Source organism: Microbacterium sp. SORGH_AS_1204 (genome assembly GCF_030818935.1).
In the GTDB taxonomy this organism is placed as follows: domain Bacteria; phylum Actinomycetota; class Actinomycetes; order Actinomycetales; family Microbacteriaceae; genus Microbacterium.
Genome location: NZ_JAUTBD010000001.1, coordinates 1,495,209 through 1,512,730 on the forward strand (window position 1 = coordinate 1,495,209; position 17,522 = coordinate 1,512,730).

At 71.0% G+C, this 17,522-nt stretch carries 18 protein-coding genes; 13 read left to right on the top strand and 5 right to left on the bottom strand.

From position 1 onward, the window contains the following. The first annotated feature begins 111 nt into the window (after positions 1–111). The 10 genes from QE410_RS06810 to QE410_RS06855 all read left to right on the top strand — a co-directional run bounded on the left by QE410_RS06810 (position 112) and on the right by QE410_RS06855 (position 8,264). Positions 112–918 carry an RNA methyltransferase gene (locus QE410_RS06810; protein WP_307329652.1) on the top strand — a complete coding sequence of 269 codons (807 nt, stop codon included), beginning with the start codon at positions 112–114 and terminating at the stop codon, positions 916–918. 311 nt (positions 919–1,229) lie between these two features. After that, a complete protein-coding gene (locus QE410_RS06815; protein WP_307329655.1) occupies positions 1,230–2,774 on the top strand; it encodes an amidase in 1,545 nt (514 codons plus the stop codon). Between the two features lie 46 nt (positions 2,775–2,820). Continuing rightward, complete coding sequence (locus QE410_RS06820) at positions 2,821–3,036, top strand: CbtB-domain containing protein (RefSeq protein ID WP_307329658.1); 216 nt, start codon at positions 2,821–2,823, stop codon at positions 3,034–3,036. A gap of 11 nt (positions 3,037–3,047) precedes the next feature. Next, positions 3,048–3,932 carry a CbtA family protein gene (locus tag QE410_RS06825; protein WP_307329661.1) on the top strand — a complete coding sequence of 295 codons (885 nt, stop codon included), beginning with the start codon at positions 3,048–3,050 and terminating at the stop codon, positions 3,930–3,932. Then, the gene (locus tag QE410_RS06830) at positions 3,929–4,498 is read left to right on the top strand and encodes a histidine phosphatase family protein (RefSeq protein ID WP_307329664.1); all 570 of its coding nucleotides are present in this window, start codon (positions 3,929–3,931) and stop codon (positions 4,496–4,498) included. The genes QE410_RS06825 and QE410_RS06830 overlap by 4 nt, the downstream gene beginning before the upstream one ends. Before the next feature lie 99 nt (positions 4,499–4,597). After that, positions 4,598–4,951 (top strand): helix-turn-helix transcriptional regulator, encoded by a 354-nt coding sequence (locus QE410_RS06835; RefSeq protein ID WP_307329667.1) that lies wholly within the window; start codon positions 4,598–4,600, stop codon positions 4,949–4,951. A gap of 9 nt (positions 4,952–4,960) precedes the next feature. Then, entirely contained in the window at positions 4,961–6,358 is a 1,398-nt protein-coding gene (locus tag QE410_RS06840) for an ABC transporter substrate-binding protein (protein ID WP_307329670.1), read from the top strand. Between the two features lie 165 nt (positions 6,359–6,523). Next, positions 6,524–7,231, top strand: a complete 708-nt coding sequence (nthB, locus tag QE410_RS06845) for a nitrile hydratase subunit beta (RefSeq protein ID WP_307329673.1) — start codon at positions 6,524–6,526, stop codon at positions 7,229–7,231. Continuing rightward, complete coding sequence (nthA, locus tag QE410_RS06850) at positions 7,228–7,836, top strand: nitrile hydratase subunit alpha (RefSeq protein WP_307329677.1); 609 nt, start codon at positions 7,228–7,230, stop codon at positions 7,834–7,836. The genes nthB and nthA overlap by 4 nt, the downstream gene beginning before the upstream one ends. Then, complete coding sequence (locus QE410_RS06855) at positions 7,833–8,264, top strand: nitrile hydratase accessory protein (protein WP_307329679.1); 432 nt, start codon at positions 7,833–7,835, stop codon at positions 8,262–8,264. The genes nthA and QE410_RS06855 overlap by 4 nt, the downstream gene beginning before the upstream one ends. Positions 8,265–8,369: 105 nt before the next feature. Here the strand turns inward: QE410_RS06855 and QE410_RS06860 are convergent, their stop codons facing one another. Further along, positions 8,370–9,173: an alpha/beta fold hydrolase gene (locus tag QE410_RS06860; protein WP_307329682.1), complete on the bottom strand. Its 804-nt coding sequence runs from the start codon at positions 9,171–9,173 to the stop codon at positions 8,370–8,372. A gap of 76 nt (positions 9,174–9,249) precedes the next feature. On the opposite strand from QE410_RS06860, the gene QE410_RS06865 reads away from it, so the two are divergent. Further along, complete coding sequence (locus tag QE410_RS06865) at positions 9,250–9,861, top strand: LysE family translocator (protein ID WP_307329685.1); 612 nt, start codon at positions 9,250–9,252, stop codon at positions 9,859–9,861. 67 nt (positions 9,862–9,928) lie between these two features. Here the strand turns inward: QE410_RS06865 and QE410_RS06870 are convergent, their stop codons facing one another. The 3 genes from QE410_RS06870 to QE410_RS06880 all read right to left on the bottom strand — a co-directional run bounded on the left by QE410_RS06870 (position 9,929) and on the right by QE410_RS06880 (position 12,883). Beyond that, positions 9,929–10,957 (bottom strand): iron chelate uptake ABC transporter family permease subunit, encoded by a 1,029-nt coding sequence (locus QE410_RS06870; RefSeq protein WP_307329687.1) that lies wholly within the window; start codon positions 10,955–10,957, stop codon positions 9,929–9,931. After that, positions 10,954–11,955 (bottom strand): iron ABC transporter permease, encoded by a 1,002-nt coding sequence (locus tag QE410_RS06875; RefSeq protein WP_307329690.1) that lies wholly within the window; start codon positions 11,953–11,955, stop codon positions 10,954–10,956. The genes QE410_RS06870 and QE410_RS06875 overlap by 4 nt, the downstream gene beginning before the upstream one ends. 112 nt (positions 11,956–12,067) lie before the next feature. Continuing rightward, entirely contained in the window at positions 12,068–12,883 is an 816-nt protein-coding gene (locus QE410_RS06880; RefSeq protein WP_307329693.1) for a siderophore-interacting protein, read from the bottom strand. A 146-nt stretch (positions 12,884–13,029) separates the two neighbouring features. Here QE410_RS06880 and QE410_RS06885 point away from each other — a divergent pair, with 146 nt between their 5' ends. After that, the gene (locus tag QE410_RS06885) at positions 13,030–14,043 is read left to right on the top strand and encodes an ABC transporter substrate-binding protein (protein ID WP_307329695.1); all 1,014 of its coding nucleotides are present in this window, start codon (positions 13,030–13,032) and stop codon (positions 14,041–14,043) included. Between the two features lie 132 nt (positions 14,044–14,175). Here the strand turns inward: QE410_RS06885 and QE410_RS06890 are convergent, their stop codons facing one another. Further along, entirely contained in the window at positions 14,176–15,036 is an 861-nt protein-coding gene (locus tag QE410_RS06890; protein ID WP_307329698.1) for an SGNH/GDSL hydrolase family protein, read from the bottom strand. Between the two features lie 238 nt (positions 15,037–15,274). Between QE410_RS06890 and QE410_RS06895 the strand changes: the two genes are divergently transcribed. After that, the gene (locus QE410_RS06895) at positions 15,275–17,518 is read left to right on the top strand and encodes a DEAD/DEAH box helicase (protein WP_307329701.1); all 2,244 of its coding nucleotides are present in this window, start codon (positions 15,275–15,277) and stop codon (positions 17,516–17,518) included. Positions 17,519–17,522: the final 4 nt, after the last annotated feature.

Consider the following 17,522-nt stretch of genomic DNA (forward strand, 5'->3'; position numbering starts at 1 on the left):
GACACCCGGGCCGTCTTCGCCGGCGTCCGCGTGCCGGGGACACCGAACGGACGGGGGCGCTCGACGCGGGCGGGGCGAGGCGAGGGGGAGCGCGGCTGGCACGATGGGACGATGCCCGTCATCCCCCTCGACTCCGCCGACGACCCGCGCCTCGCCGACTACCGCGACCTCACCGACGTGTCGCTGCGGCGCGTGACCGAGCCCGCGGGCGGGCTGTACATCGCCGAGTCGTCGAAGGTGCTCGACCGGGCGCTCCGCGCCGGCCACCGCCCACGGTCGGTCCTCGTGCAGGAGAAGTTCCTCGCCGACGCGCTCGCTCTCGTGGGGGAGGATGCCGAGGTGTACGTCGTCCCGGCCGAGATCGCCGAGCAGGTCACCGGATACACCGTGCACCGGGGGCTGCTGGCATCCATGCATCGCCCCGCCCTGGCATCCGTCGCGGAGGTCGTGAAGGACGCCCGTCTCGTCGTGGTGCTCGAAGACATCGTCGACCACACCAACATCGGTGCCGCCTTCCGCTCGGCCGCTGCCCTCGGAGCGGATGCCGTGCTCGTGACGCCCCGGTGCGCCGACCCGCTCTACCGGCGCAGTGTGCGCGTGAGCATGGGCACCGTCTTTCAGGTGCCGTGGACGCGGCTGCCGGAATGGTCGGATGCCGCGCCGCTGCTGCACGACGCGGGGCTGCACCTCGCGGCGCTCGCGCTCTCGGACGACGCGGTCACCCTCGACGTGTTCTCGGCCGCGGGTCATGAGCGCGTCGCCCTGCTGCTCGGCGCCGAGGGCGACGGCCTCTCGCGCCGCGCGCTGGACGCCGCCGACACGGTCGTCACCATCCCCATGGCCGGGGGAGTGGACTCGCTCAACGTCGCCGCGGCGAGCGCCGTCGCGCTGTGGGAGTTGGGGCGCGGGCGGCGCTGAGGCGGGCGCACGGGTCGTCGCCGAGGACTCAGGCCGCGTCGATGGGGTAGATGTCGCGGTACAGGCGCAGCCGACCTGCGCGATGCGAGGGTCGCGGTCTGTCGTGCGTGCGCTGCGGCGCTCTTCTGTCGTGCCGGCGTGCGGCCGCTCCCGGCCGACCCTCGACCTCGGCGCGGGAGGTGTTACCTGACCGAAACACCCGCGTCACCCATTCGGCAAGCGTCAATGCGTCAATAAGTCATGACACATTCACGTCGGTCGCCGGCCGTCCCTCGGTCCGGTGATCGCAACGCTCGACGGAAGGACCGAACATGGCCGTGACCCGCCCGACGAAGGACGACGTGAGGGCGTTCGCGCAACGCTTCCGCTACGACTACGACGAGTCCGAGGTCCACGAGCTGCACGCTCTCGCGGTCGGCGGGCTCGCCAGCTACGACGTGGTCGATCGGCTCTACGCGGCGCACGTCGAGGTCGAACCGCCCGTCCGGGAATCCCACCGCCCCCGCGACGAGGACAACCCGCTCGGGGCCTGGTATGTCCGCACCGAGATCGCTCCCACCTCCGGGGGAGTCCTCGACGGGCGCACGGTCGCCGTCAAGGACAACATCGCGGTCGCCGGCGTCCCGATGACGAACGGCTCGCGGACTCTTGAGGGCTACGTGCCCCGCGAGGATGCGACCGTCGTCACGCGCGTCCTTGCGGCGGGAGCGACGATCCTCGGCAAGGCGGTATGCGAAGACCTGTGCTTCTCCGGGTCGAGTTTCACCTCGTCCACCGGGCCGGTGCGCAATCCCTGGGACCACGGGCGCACGACGGGCGGATCCTCCAGCGGCAACGCCGCGCTGCTCGCCTCGGGAGAGGTCGATCTCGCGATCGGCGGCGACCAGGGCGGCTCGGTGCGCCTCCCGGCATCCTTCTCGGGCGTCGTCGGACACAAGCCGACTTTCGGCCTCGTCCCCTACACCGGAGCCTTCCCGATCGAGCGGACGATCGACCACCTCGGCCCGATGGCCCGCACCGTCGAAGATGCCGCGCTGCTGCTGTCCGTGCTCGCCGGTGCGGACGGGCTCGACGCGCGTCAGGCGGAGGCTTTCCGTGGTCCGGGAGATCTCTCGACCATCGGCGCCGGAGTCTCGGGGCTGCGGATCGGCCTCGTCACCGAGGGATTCGGCATCCCGGGCCTCTCCGATCCCGAGGTGGACGACATCGTCACCGCGGCGGCCGAGGCGCTGTCCGCGGACGGTGCCACGGTCACCCGCATCAGCGTTCCCGAGCACGCCGACGCCGGCGCTCTGTGGGGTGTCATCGCGACCGACGGGGCGACGTACCAGATGCTCGACGGCAATGGCTACGGCCTGGGTGTCCCCGGCTATTACGACCCGCACCAGATGGAGCACTTCGCGCGGGGCAAGCTCGAGCGCGGTCACGCGCTCGCGGAGTCGGTCAAGGTGACGGCCCTGACGGGCGCTTGGGGGCTGCACGGCCTCGGCGGTGCCTCGTACGCCAAGGCCCAGCGCCTCGTGCCGTACGTGCGGGCCGGGTACGACGCGGCGCTGGCGCAGGTCGACGTGCTCGTCATGCCCACCGCCCCATTCACCGCGCTCGAGCTGCTGGAGGCCGGCGACGATCGCCCCGAATACCTCCGCAAGGCGCTCAGCATGATCGGGAACACGGCGCCCTTCGACGTCACCGGACACCCCGCCACCTCGGTGCCGGCGGGCTTGGCATCCGGTCTCCCGGTCGGACTCATGGTCGTCGCGCCGCGCTTCGACGATGCGCTCGCCCTGCGCGTGGCCGCCGCCGTTCAGGCCCGGTGCGGCACTCTGACGCCGCCCGCGCTGGCCCAGCACGCCTGAGACACCCCCACCTCACCCCTTCCACGCAACCCCTACAGGAGAAATTATGAGCACTCACTCCGAGGTCCTGGCCGTTCCCACGGTCCGCACCGCGAGCACGGCCGTCCGCGTCCTCTGGATCGCCGGCGCGGTCCTCGTCGCCGTCGCGGCCTCCTATTTCGTCGGAATCGACCAGGGTGTCGTGTCGGTCTTCGGATCCGACACGCACATCCACGAGATGATGCACGACGGCCGCCACCTGCTCGGCTTCCCGTGCCACTGAGGACGGATGTTATGAGTGCGGAGTCGCGGATTGTCCTCGCCGGCGCGGGTGCCGGCCTCGTCGCCGGCCTGCTCGGTGCGGTGGTGTCGCTGATCACCGTGGAGCCGTCGCTGTCGGCCGCGATCGACTACGAGTCGATGCGGTCGGCGGCCGAGGCGGCGATCGGCACCGGAACCGCGACCGGCGGCCATCACCACGGTGCGATCGACCTCGCGGCGGGCGGCAGTGAAGAGGAGGTCGTGCCGCGCGCGGTGCAGGCGAGCGTCGGCGTCTTCCTGTCGGTGGGGCTGTTCGGGATGGCGATGGGTCTTCTCATCGCCGTCGCCGCGTACGGGCTGCAGAAGGTGGTCCCCGACCTGTCCGCCCGCCGGGCGGCGCTCGTCGCGGGAACCCTCGCTCTCATCGGCGGGTTCCTGGTGCCGTACGCGAAGTACCCGAGCAACCCTCCGGCGATCGGCTCGCACGACGACCTCGTCGCTCGGACGCTCGCGTGGTATTCGATGTTCGCGATCTCGGTGTTCGCCATGACGATCGCCGTCGTGGTCGCTGCCCGGCTGTCCGCCCGATGGGGATGGTTCGCCGCCATCGTGGCCGTCGGCGTGGGGTACCTCGTCGTCGTGCTCGCGGCCGCGGCGTTCCTGCCCTCGGTTGCACAGATGGTGGGGGCGGCGTCGGAGATGCCGGGGCCCGTCATGGACGGCGACGACATCGTGCTCGACGGTTACCCGGCCGCGGTCATCGGCGGCTTCCGGCTGGGGTCGCTGCTGGTGGCGACGACGATCTTCGGCGGCGCGACCGTGCTGCTGGCCGCGGTGCTCGGATTCCGGGGGCGCGGGCGTGGTGCCGCCGTCGCCACGCCGGGCACCGCTTCGGGTGAGCTCGTGCCGGCGCGGTGAGTGTCGTCGACGGGAGCGCCGCCCGCGCGGAGATCGTGTTCGTCGTGCAAGCGACGACCGCGTCCCAGCTGCGGGCGGCTTTTCCCGCGTCGGACGACGAGCTGGCGGCATCCGGCCTCCAGCTGTGTCGAAGGTCGTCGCTCCATCCGGGGCGCCACGAGGTGCTCTCGGCGCCCGAATCGACGTGCGTGCAGACCGTCGCCGCGCTCGGCTGGTCGGCACCTCGCATCGTGACCGACCTGCGCGACGGGGGCGCCGGCGAGTGGCGCGGCAGAGACCTGGCGTCGCTCTCACCCGATGAACTCCAGCGCTGGCGATCCGGGGAGGCGCCCCCCGGCGGGGAGTCCGTCGACGATCTGTGCGGGCGCATCCGTCGCGTCATCGCGGGGGTCGGTGGCGGGCGATACGTCGCGGTCGTTCCGCAGGGAGTCGCGCGCGCGGCCGTGCTCGTCGCACTCGGGCTGCCGGCGTCGAGGATCTGGCGGATGGATGCCGAACCCCTGGCGGCCGTCGCCGTCGCGCGCCGATCGGATGGCGAGCTTCGATTGCGGCTGCGGACGGTATGAGCGTGCGGCGGGGAGGTGCCGTCGCGCCTGACGGCGATGAGTCCGCGGCGGGCGGTAGACTCGCGGCACCAGGACGGCGACGAGGAGAAGAGGGAGAGCATGGATGCCGATAGCGTGTTCGACTCGCTCTCGAGTTCCGTCCGCCGTGACATCCTGACCTTCCTCTCGACGCACGGCGACGCCAGTGCGGGCGAGATCGCCGATGCCATCTCCGACGTCGGGCGGACGGCGGTGTCCACGCATCTGAGGATCCTTCGTTCGTCGGGCCTGGTCAGCGAGCGTCGTGCCGGCAGGCAGCGGTTCTACTCCCTCGATCGCGAGGGTTCGGCGATGATCGCCGTCGGGTACTTTCAGGCGCTGATGAACAGTGCACTCGAGCAGGCCGAGGGCGAGACGCTCGCGGCGCCCTCCCTGTCGGCCCCGCCCGCCGCGCGGGCTCGACGCGCCGGCTGATCGACGCGCGTGTCGAGCATCGTCCTCACGGCGACGCGCGACGTGGCGTTGACGCCCGAGGCTGTTTTCGAGACCCTCGGCGGCTGGTTGTTCGACGCGTCGTTCGAACGGCTCGAGGTCGGCCGGCCGATAACGTTGACCGTGCCGTTCGGGGGTGCGGCGTCGGGCTTCACCATCTTCGGGCGGATCAGGCGGATCGTCTGGGGACAGTCGATCGTCATCGAGCACTCGCAACCGTGGCGCGGCGTCGTGCGTCTTCGCCTCACGCCCCTGCCGACCGGTGCGCGCGTGACGATGATGTGCGACGTCGATGACGCCGGCGTCGACTGGATGGTCCGCCGCGCCGGCATGCCGTCATCCGTGCCGGACAGCGCGCGGGGGCGCCGCTGGGGCCTGTTGACGACCAAGTCCGGATCGGGTGCGGTGTTCGCCCTCGGCACCGAGAATGCGGCGCTGCTGGCGATCGACGAACTCAACGCGGCGAGCGCGAGCGGCGAGAACGACCTCATCGTCGGAGACGACGGGACGGATCCGGCGATGGCGGCTCTCGAAGCCGAGCGCCTCATCGCCGCGGGGTGTCGGATCATCGTGGCCGCCGTGATTTCGGCAAGCTTCACGGCCGTGCAGCAGGTCGCGCGTCGCCACGGCGTGCTGGCGGTCCATTCGGTGCTCAACGAGGGCGGCCGCCCGGCGCGTTCGGCGCTGCGACTCGGTGAGCGGCCGGCGCACCAGCTGCGGGCGGCGCTCACGCCGCTCATGCGCGAGACCGGCGGGTCGCGCTGCTACATCGTGGGGCACACGTACTCGTGGTCGCGCTCCGCGGCTCGCGTCGCGCGAGGAATGCTCGCGGAGCGGGGAGCCTGCGTGGTCGGTGAGGCACGCCTCCCGTTGCGCCACCCCGACTACATGCCCGTGGTCGAGCGCATCCGGCGGTCGGGTGCCGACCTGGTGATCTCGACCCTCGTCGGAGACGACGAAGTGCGTTTCGAGCGCGCCAGCCACGAGCTCGGACTTCGATCGACCGCCACCACACTGTCGCTCGTCCTCGACGAATCGACCCGCGAGCACATCGGGGCTGAGCAGAGCGCGGGGCTCTGGGCGGCGATGGGGTATTTCGAGGCATCGTGCTCTCCGGTCAACCGGGCGTTCGTCGCCCGCTATCGCGATCGCTTCGGTGCCTGGGCGCCGCCGTTGTCGAGCATGTCGGAGTCGGTCTACAGCACGATCCTGCTCCTCGACCGCGCCCTGGTGACCGAACCGGATGCCGCGCCCGCGGCGCTCGTGCGGGCGGTGCGCCGCGTGCGACTGGAGACGCCGCGCGGCTTGCTCCGCTTCGGTGACGAAGAGACCTACGCGTCCACGACCCGCGTGGCCGTCGCCGGGCAATCGGGCTTCCATCTGCTCTGAACCCACATTTGTGTCGGGCGTGTGAAGTTTTCCGCGCGATGCGATGTCGCCGCTTGACGGCCCGGACCGATGCGCGTTCTGTATATAACAACGTGTCAGTACGTGTTGACGCAATGACACGAGGGGGATATTCCGTCCCCGTCTGATCGAGAAAGAGAGCGAGATATGAACGGAGTGTTCGACCTCGCCGGCACCGACGGAATCGGCCCCGTCGTCGTGCCGGAGAGCGAGCCTGTCTTCCGCAGCGAGTGGGAGAAAGCCGTCTTCCCGATGTTCGCGATGTGCTTCCGTGCGGGCTTCTTCGGCGTCGACGAGTTCCGGCACGGGATCGAACTCATCGACCCCGTGGTGTACCTCACGTCGCCGTACTACGAGCACTGGGTGCACACCGTCGAGCATTACGGCGAGAAGCGCGGCGTGCTGGATCTCGAGGAGCTGGACCGCCGCACCGCGTATTACCTCGCGAATCCCGACGCCCCTCTGCCGGAGCACGCCGACGACCCCGAGCTGCTCGCGTTCGTCGAGGCCGTCGTGAAGGCCGGCGCCACCGCGAAGCGCGAGTCCGAGGCACCGGCGGCCTTCGCGGTCGGAGACCTCGTCCGCGTCGAGCGCGACGCGCCCCAGGGGCACACCCGCCGAGCGCGCTACGTCCGCGGGGCGGTCGGGGAGATCGTGATGGCTCACGGGGTCTTCATCTACCCCGACACCGCCGGCAACGGCCTGGGTGAGGCGCCGGAGCACGTCTACACCGTCAAGTTCACCGCCCAAGAACTCTGGGGATCCGGCGCCGATCAGCCGCGGGACTCCGTCTATTTCGATGTCTGGGAGCCGTACATCGAGCTCGTCGAGCGCAAGGGAGAAGCCGCAGCATGAGCGCACACATCCGCAGCCGGGAAGAGATCGCCGCGCGCGTGAAGGCGCTGGAGTCGATGTTGATCGACAAAGGCATCATGACCACGCAGGCGATCGATCGCATGGTCGAGATTTACGAGAACGAGGTCGGCCCCCAGTTGGGCGCTCGTGTCGTCGCCAAGGCATGGGCGGACCCGGAGTTCAAAGCCCGCCTGCTCCACGACGCGTCGGAGGCCTGCGCAGAGTTGGGCATCAGCGGCCTGCAGGGCGAGGACATGGTCGTAGTCGAGGACACCCCCGAGGTGCACAACGTGATCGTCTGCACGCTGTGCTCCTGCTACCCGTGGCCCGTGCTGGGCCTGCCGCCGAACTGGTACAAGGACCCCCAGTACCGCGCCGCGATCACGCGCGAGCCGCGGAAGGTGCTCAGCGAAGCGTTTTCGTACGATCTGCCGACTGACGTCGAGGTACGCGTATGGGACTCCAGCAGTGAAATGCGGTACTGGGTCCTCCCGCAGCGCCCCGCGGGCACCGAGGGATGGTCCGAGGAGCAGCTCTACGAGCTCGTCACGCGCGACTCCATGATCGGTGTCGGAACAACGAAGAGCGCAGAGGACGTGGCATGACGCCGGTGCTGCCGTCGCCGTACGTCGACGAGAGCGATCTGGAACGGGATCGTCGCCTCGTCGAGGAGCTCGTGTGCGACCTGCCCGGCGGCTCGCCCGATCAGCTGTCGTTCGAGAGCCCGTGGGAGATTCGCGCGTTCGCTCTCGCCATCACCGCCTACCACGCCAAAAAGTTCGACTGGGAGCAGTTCCAGGGCGCGTTGATCGCTTCCATCTCCGAGTGGGAGGCCCGGGGCGGTGATCGCGAGAGCGAGCCCTGGTCGTACTACGCCCACTGGGTCGTCGCTCTCGAGGACGTGATGGTGCAGGCCGGCGACCTCGATCCCGCGGCGCTCGATGCTCGCACGGCCGAGGTGCTGGCCACCCCGGCCAACAGCAACCACCACGAGGCCCACCCGGAGCCGATCGCGATCGATCCCGCGCGCTGACTGTCGTGGTGAACGAGGGGGACGCGATCGCGTCCCCCTCGTTCCGCGTTCGCCGGGTGAGAGCCTGGCGCGAGCGCGGCGCGGAGCTGGGCGGGTCGGGTGCCGTCAGCGTCGAAGCCACGCCCTGGCGCTCGCCCGGAATGTGTCCGGCTGCTCGATCCAGGGGTAGTGGCCGCAGTCCGCGAGCATCGTCAGGCTGGCGCCGAGAGCGTCGGCGTAGGACCGCACCGGTGCCACGCCCGTCAGCAGGTCGCGGTCGCCGCCGATGACGAGCGTGGGCGGCAGATCCGCGCCGAGGATACGTCCGGCAGCGTCGGCGGGAATGTCGCGGAACCACGCGTGTGCGGCATCCCGGTCCAGCCGTCCGACGCGGGCGTGCGCGCTCTCGCGGGCTGTCCAGTGCGCGTACGACGCCGGAGCCTGGCGCAGGAACTGCTCCTGGAAGGATGCCGGGGTGTCGGCGTCGTTTTCGGCGAGCGCCCGGTAGCCCGCGCGGACCTCCGGATCGGCGTCGGTGAGGAGGGCCTCGGCATCGGATGCCGTGCCCGTCAGCCATGACGCCGGCGGGGTGATGAGCGCGAGCGAGCGGACGCGGTCGGGGTGTCGGACCGCCGCCGCCAGTGCGAGCCGCGTGCCGGCGGAGTGGCCGACGAGGTCGACGCGGTCGAGACCGAGCGCGTCGGCGAGGAGCACGACGTCGTCGGCATCGGTCCACCACCCGCGCGAGAGACCGCCGGTGGTCAGCGTGCCGCGTGGATGCAGCACGAAGAGCGACCGGTCGTCGCCGAGCCCGGCGAGATCGCCGAGGTACTCCACCCCGCGGCACGGCCCGCCGGGGAGGACGATCGCGGGCTCGCCCATGGAGGTGCCCAGCGACGAGGCAGCGAAAGGCAGATCGGCGAGGCTCACCGTGCCAGCTTCGCATGCGCTTTCCAGCCGAGCGGTGCGGTACCGTGCGGAAGCAGTCGACTCGAGGAGCATCCCGATGAGCATTGCGTTCCTGCTGACCACGCTGGTCGTCGTCGCCACACCCGGCACCGGTGCGGTGTACTCCATCGCCGCGGGTCTCTCGCGCGGATCGCGTGCCGGTGTCAGCGCGGCCTTCGGCTGCACGCTGGGCGTCGTCCCGCACATGATCGCCGCCATCACGGGCCTTGCCGCCATCCTCAACGCCTCCGCGATTGCGTTCCAGACCATCAAATGGCTGGGCGTGGCGTATCTGCTCTACCTCGCATGGCAGGTGTGGCGCGATCGTTCGCTCATCGACGTGGATGCCGACACCACCCCCGTCTCGTTTTGGCGCGTCATCCGCACGGCGGTGCTCATCAACCTCCTCAACCCGAAGCTCACGATCTTCTTCTTCGCGTTCCTGCCGCAGTTCGTCCCCGCGGGGGAGGCGGACGGCACCTGGCACATGATCGGTCTGAGCCTGGTGTTCATGGCGCTGACGTTCCTCGTGTTCGCCCTCTACGGAGTCTTCGCCGCCGCGATGCGCGCCCAGGTCATCACGCGCCCGAAGGTCATGGCGTGGCTCCGCCGCACCTTCGCGGCGACGTACGTGCTGCTCGCGGGGCGTCTGGCGTTCGAGAGCCGCTGAGTCCACGGCATCCCTCGCCCCTGTCCCTCGGGAACGGGGATGCCATGACTTCCGCGCTCTGGCCCGCTCACCGCCGCCGCACGCCGATGAGCAGCGTCAGCAGGTACGCCCCGCCGAGGGAGAGGGTGACGAGACCGACGGGAGCGGCGATACCCGCGAGACCCAGCGCGAGCGCGACGAACTGCGCGGAGGTGAGGAGGAACGCCCCGGCACCGATCGCCGGGATGAGCCCCGTGCCGGGAGCGAGGCGCCGGGCGACGTGAGGAGCCGCGAGCGCGACGAACGCGAGCGGACCGGTGTTGGCGGTTACGACCGCGGTCACGACGACGGCGAGAGCGATCAGCGTCAGACGCAGGCGCACGACGGCGACGCCGTGAGCGGTGGCGACGTCGTCGCCGAGATCGAGGCTGCGCAGCGATCGGGTGGTGAGGAGCGCGGCGGCGCCGACGAGCACGAGGATCACCACGCTCGGCACGAGGCTCTGCCACGACACGCGGGTGAGCGAGCCCGCTCCCCAGAGGCCGACCGACATCGCGTCGCCCACATCGGCACGCGTCACGAGGTAGGCGTTGATCGATCCGAGGGCCGCGGCCACGGCGATGCCGACGACGATGAGGCGGAACGTCGACAGCCCGCCCCGATACGCGAGCGCCGTCACCAGCGCGGCGGTGAGCAGACCGCCGAGGGATGCCGCGGCGGCGATCGGCCAGAAGCCCTTGGCTCCGAGCAGGATCATCGCGATCGCCACGCCCGTGAAGGCGCCCACGTCGATGCCGACGAGGTCGGGGGAGCCGAGCGGGTTGCGGGTGAGGCGCTGAACGATCGCGCCGGCGAGGCCCAGGGCGGCACCGAAGACGACCGCGGCGATCGCCGTCGGCAGTCGCCACTCCATCAGCACGAGTCGTTCGAAGTCGCTACCGGTGCCCAGGGCCAGGGCGAGGAGGCGGTCGGGGGAGATGGGGTACTTCCCGAGCGTGAGGCTGAGGATCGCGAGCGCCACAGCGCCGAGGAAAAACCCGACCGTCACGAGGACGACGCGGCGCGTGGCGCGGCGGCGCGGGGGCGCCGGGCGGGCGGTGTCGGCGACGACGCTCACAGCCCGCTCACCTCCCGACGGCGGACCATCGCGATGAGCACCGGTGCCCCGACGACCGCGACGACCACGCCCACGGGGATCTCTCCGGGGGCGGCGATGAGCCGCCCGATGACGTCGGCGACGAGCACGAGCGCGGGGCCGGCGAGCAGCGACGTCGCGAGGATCCCGCGTTGGTCGGGGCCGACGACCCAGCGCATCGCGTGCGGCACCATGAGGCCCAGGAAGACGATCCCGCCGGTCAGGGCCGTCGCCCCGCCGGCTGTCAGGGCGATGGCGACGACAGCGGCGCCGCGCACCCAGGCGGCCCGCGTGCCGAGCGCGGTGGCGAGTTCGTCGCCGAGCGCGAGGGCGTTGAGGCCGGGCGCGCACACGAACGCCAGCACCACCCCGGCGGCGATCACGAGGCCCATGACCCGGGCCTCGTCGTATCCGGTCGCCACGATCGACCCGAGCGCCCAGTTGCGCACCGCCGTGAACGCCGTGCTGTCACGCAGGGAGATCGCCGTCGACAGGCCGCCGAGGATCGCCGCGATCGCGACTCCGGCCAGAAGCATGCGCGCTGAGCCGCCCGGGCGCCCGGCGCGCCCGATGGCGAGCACGACGGCGGTGGTGAGCAGGGCACCGGCGAAGGCCGTCCCGGCCACGGCGGAGGGCGAGGCGATGCCCCACACGGCGGCGGCGAGCGTCACGGCGAACCCGGCGCCGGCACTCACGCCGACGATTCCCGGCTCGGCGAGGGGGTTGCGCGACACGGCCTGGATCAGCGCTCCGGCGACGGCGAATCCGGCGCCGGCCAGGATTCCGACTACGGTTCGCGGCAGACGCAGTCCCCAGATGACCGCGGCCTGATCGGCGGTTCCGGGTGCGATGATCGCATCGGCGAACGCGGTGACGGAGATCTCCCGGCCTCCCAGCATCAGGCTCAGGCCCACCGCGACGACCAGCGCCACGGCGAGCAGCGGCAGCGCCACCCGGCGCCGGTGCTGTGCGGGCGGCATCCGGCGATCATGCCGTGCGGGCATGCGGGAGCGTGTCATGTCTCCGGGGTCCTTCCGATGCTCCCCCTGCGGCACGACCCGCAGCCCGAGCGAGACGGGAGAAATCTGTGCCTCAAATATCGACGTCGAAGTCGTCGGCGCCGTCGGCCGACCCCGTCGACGTGAGCAGCGCGGCGAAGTGATCGAGTCGTTTGGCGTCGATCACGCTGTTGCTCACGCCGCGCTTCCAGTAGCCGAAGACACGGAGGTCGGCCTTGTCCATGCCGGCCGCGATGCACCGCGCGCGCAGAGCTCGCATGTCGTCGCGCTCTCCGGCCGCCCACAGCACTGAGTCGATCGGTGCGGTGACGTCGGCCACGGCAGTGATGCGCTCGACGGTGACTCCGGGCACCGCGGGCAGCTGGCTCAGCACGACCTCGTCGAGGCTGGGGGAGCGCACGCGTCCGCGGCTGCCGTCGGGCCACGCGGCGAGGATGGAGGCGACAGCGGGAAGCGCGGAGTCATCAGCCACGAGTTCGATCGGGCGTCCGTCATGAGGGGGAAGCAGGTGTGTGCGCGGACCGATCACGCGAACGCGGTCGCCGGGGCGGATGCCGCTGAGCCACGCCGTCATCGGGGTGCGATGACCGTGGCGCACCACGTCGACTTCGATCGTGCGCGGCGCCTCGAAACGGCGGACCGTGTACACGCGCGAGACGAGCGCGGTGTCGTCGTCGAGCGCGGGGACCTCGATGCGGATCGCTGTGTTGGGTTTCGCCCACTCCGCCGCCTCCGGCTCGCCGCCCAGATCGATCGTGACGCGCGTGACGAGCGACGACACCTTCACGGCTTCGCGAACGAGCGCCATCTCGTCCACTAGACCGTGGGCGTGTGCGGTATGGGCGATCACCTCGCGCTGGGTCTGGGTCAATCGCAGCTCGCGGCTCATGGGGTCCCCTCGTTCGTCGCCCGGTCACCTCGACGACTCGCGGGCGTCGATGTCTCTAAGGTTAGGCTAACCTATCCCGCGGGGCTGGACGAGCCGCGCGCCGGCCGCCTCTCCCCCCGCCGTAGTTCGCCATCCGAAGGAGTTCCATGTCTCTCGCCCGCTTCCTCCGTCCGGCCCGCGCGGTCGCCACGGCCGCCGCCCTCGCGGTCAGCGCCGCGCTGCTGTCGGGCTGCGCCACGGGCGCCGCCGACGCCGGCAGCACGCCCGCATCGACCTCGGGCGGGTTCCCCGTCACGGTCGACCACGCTTACGGCGAAGCCAGCATCCCCGCCGCTCCCGAGCGTGTTGTGACCCTCGGCTGGATGGAGGCCGACATCGTCACGGCGCTGGGCGTGGAACCTGTCGCGACCTCGGCGTTCCCCTTCGACACGTCCGGCATCGCCCCCTGGCTCGCCCCGAAGCTCACCACGACACCCGCGCTCATTCAGACCGCCGCCGCCGGTGCCGACCGCGCGCCTCTCGACCTCGAGGCCATCGCGGCACTGGACCCCGACCTCATCGTCGCAACCTCGTACGTCGACCTCGAGGCGAACTATGCCGCACTCTCGGCTATCGCGCCGGTCGTGGGCCCCAGCGCGAAGAACATCCACCACCTCGATTGGAAGGTCGAGGCTCCGCTCATCGCCGAGGCCCTCGGCACCTCGGATGCCGTGCAGCCGCTCATCGACACCGACGCAGCCGTGTTCGCCGAGGCGGGCGCGAGCCACCCCGAGCTGAAGGGCCTGACCTACACGCTGTCGCTCGGGACCCCCAACGCCCTCAAGGTCGTCAACGACCCCGAGGACGGCAGCGTCCGCGCCTTCGACGCGCTCGGCATGACGTTCAGCACGACCGCGGCCGCCCTTCCCTCCCTCGATGACGGCTCGGGGGCCGCGGGCCTGTCATTCGAGACCGTCGACAAGGCGGACGCCGACCGCATGTACATCGCCTTCCTCAGCGCCGACGTGAAGACCGCCTGGGAGAACAGTGCCGTCTACCCGACGCTGTCGGCGGTCGAAGACGGTCACGTCGTCGCCCTGACGATGGTGCAGATCGCGGCGCTGCGCAATCCGTCCCCGTTGAATGCGTCATACGCGTTGAGTGCGATCGCAGGCTCGTGACGCATCGGTGAGGTCCGTCCCCGGGCTCGTCCGACCTACGCCGCTCTTTGCTGACCCCCGTCGAAATCGGGGGTCAGGAGGGGCGTGGACGGAGAGTGCGGGCCGGATCTCACGGCGTCGAGATCGCGATGGTCACACCGGCGTCCCCGGCGAGGCCGCGGCATCCTGACCCGGCGCGAGGGTGATGACGGGCAGCGGCTCGGGACGCTTGGCCTGGATGTGGTCGCCCGACGACTGGTGCCGCAGGCGCCGCAGCACCCAGGGCACGAGGTACGACCGCGCCCACACAAGGTCTTTCTCGCGCGCGGCGCGCCACGTCGTGGCGGTCACGGCCTCGGGTTGCTGCGGCTGGAGGTCGTTCGGCACGTTGAGCGCGCGCAAGACCATCCGGGCCACCTCGTGATGGCCGAGGGCGTTGTAGTGCAGCCGATCGTCGTCGAAGAAGCGCATGTCCTGCACCTCTTTCAGCCCCCACTGATCGGCGACGACGCAGTCGTGGGCGTCGGCGATCGCGCGGATGTTCTCGTTGTAGATCGCGACCTTGCCCCGGATGCCACGGAACACGGGCGTGAACTCGGTGTCGATCCCCGTGAAGACGACGACGGTGGCGTTGTCTCGGCGCAGGCGGATGACGGCATCCTCGAACTGCTGGGCGACCGCGTCGGGATCGGAACCCGGACGGATGACGTCGTTGCCGCCGGCGGAGAACGTGATGAGGTCGGGCTTCAGCGCCAGCGCGGGCTCGATCTGGTCGGCGACGATCTGCCCGATCAGCTTGCCGCGGACGGCGAGGTTTGCGTAGGCGAAGTCGTCGACCTGCGCGGCGAGCACCTCGGCGACGCGATCGGCCCACCCGCGGTGGCCGCCGTCGGGCAGAGGGTCGCCGATGCCCTCCGTAAACGAGTCGCCGAGGGCGACGTACCGGCGCCAGGGGTGCGGGCCGGGGTTGTCGGGCGAGGGCGAGGTGCGGGGCGAGTGCGGATCGAGTGTCATCGAAACCTCCGACCTCCAGGCTAACCCCGGCCTCCGACAGTGCCGACGAGGGCATGGGGGGCTCGCGCCGGTGACCCCGCAGAAACGCGATTCGCGCGCAGAAACGCGCTGTCATCGCGTTTCTGCGCGTGAATCGCGTTTATCGCCGATGGGAGGGCGGAACCATTCACAGGGCGACGCCGGCCCGCGGCAGAACCGCCTATCGTGGATGTTCGCGCTCGCGAGGGATGGAGGTTCGATGCTGGAAGAAGAAGCCCGCACCCCGAACCTTCCGCCGTCGCCGACGGGGACGGATGCCGCGAAACCGGCGCGCATCGCCAGTCCCGGTCCCGTCGCATCCCCGGCGCGCATCGCGAGCCCGGGCCCGGTCGCCAGTCCCGGCCTCGTCGCGGGCCCGGTTGCGAGCCCCGGCTCGGTCGCGAGCCCCGGCCCGGTTGCGAGCCCCGGCCCGGTTGCGAGCCCCGGCCCGGTCGCGAGCCCCGGCCCCGTCGCGAGCACGCTGCCCACGGCGTCCGCGCCCGTCACCGCCCCCGCGGCGCCGGACGTCGCGTCCGCGCCGGTCCCCGCGGCATCCCCCCTCGCCGACCCGGCGCACGCCACCTCCCCGATCGCCGACCACCCCATCGCCGGTGACGCGCCCGCGCCCATCGACGGCGTCGAACCCCACTTCGGCTCCTTCGCCGCCGAACACCTGTCGCCGTCGTTCCCGCAGCGCGCGCCGTGGGGCACCGCCCAGCGCCTGCGCGCGTGGCAGGCCGAGGCGCTCGACCTGTACTTCGGTCTCGACGGACCCGACGGCGAGGGCAAGGGACCCCGCGACTTCCTCGCCGCCGCGACCCCCGGCGCCGGTAAGACGACGTTCGCCCTGCGTCTCGCGTCCGAGCTCATGCGCCGTCGCGTCGTCGACCGCATCGTCGTGGTCGCCCCCACCGAGCACCTCAAGACCCAGTGGGCCGAGGCGGCCGCACGCGTGGGCATCCGTCTCGATCCGTTCTTCTCCAACCGTCACGCCACGCCCTCGCGGCAGTACCACGGCGTCGCGGTCACCTACGCGCAGGTCGCGGTGAAGGCCGAGGTGCACCAGCGCCTGACGATGGATGCCCGCACCCTCGTCATCCTCGACGAGGTGCACCACGGCGGCGACGCCCTCAGCTGGGGCGACGCCCTGCGCGAGGCGTACAGCCGCGCGACCCGCCGCCTGCTGTTGTCGGGAACGCCGTTCCGCAGCGACACCGCGCCCATCCCGTTCGTGGAGTATCACCCGAACGCCAAGGGCATCCGCCTCTCGCGCACCGACTACGCCTACGGCTACAAACGCGCCCTCGAAGACGGCGTCGTGCGCCCGGTCTTCTTCCTCGTCTACGCCGGCCAGATGCGCTGGCGCACCAAGGCGGGCGAAGAGATGGAGGCCCAGCTCGGCCAGGACAACACCAAAGACATCACGTCGCAGGCTTGGCGCACCGCGCTCGACCCGAACGGCGACTGGATCCCGGCCGTTCTCCGTTCCGCCGATCGTCGCCTGACCGAGGTGCGCGAGACGGTGCCGGATGCCGGGGGCCTGGTCATCGCGACCGACCAGACCGCGGCGCGGGCGTACGCCGCCATCCTCGAAGACATCAGCGGCGAGAAGGTCACCGTCGTGCTCTCCGACGAGGCCGAGGCCTCGGGCCGCATCGAGACGTTCTCGAAGGGCACGAGCCGCTGGATGGTCGCCGTCCGCATGGTGTCGGAGGGCGTCGACGTTCCACGCCTCGCCGTCGGCGTCTATGCCACGAGCGCTTCGACGCCGCTGTTCTTCGCGCAGGCCATCGGCCGTTTCGTGCGCGCTCGCCGTCGTGGTGAGACGGCGAGCGTGTTCCTGCCGAACGTGCCGCAGCTGCTCGCCCTCGCCGGTGAGATGGAGGCGCAGCGCGAGCACGCCCTCGACCGCGACAGCGACGCGGACGACCAGTGGAACGCCGAAGAAGACCTGATGGATGCCGCCGAGCGCGAAGACAAGGCCTCCGACGCGCTCGAGCAGGAGTTCGAGTATCAGGCGCTCGGCTCGCTCGCCCACTTCGACCGCGTGATGTTCGACGGGCAGGAGTTCGGTCAGCTCGCCGTGCCGGGAACCATCGAGGAGGAGGAGTTCCTCGGCATCCCGGGTCTGCTCGAACCCGAGCAGGTCCACGAGGTGCTCATGTCGCGCGCGACCCGGCAGTCGCGGCATCGCTCCACGCGTGAGGCGACCGAGAAGGAGAACGGCGTCGAACCGCCGAGCGTCGACGACGGCGGGCTCCCGGCACCGCTCCACCGCACGCTGAAGGAGCAGCGGCAGCTGCTGAACACCATGGTCGGCCTGTACGCGCGTCAGAGCGGCGAGCCGCACGGTCTCGTGCACGCCGAGCTGCGGCGCATCTGCGGCGGTCCCGCGGTGTCGCACGCGACCGTCGCGCAGTTGCAGGCGCGCATCGACGTGCTGCGCAAGCGCGTGCACTCCTGATCGT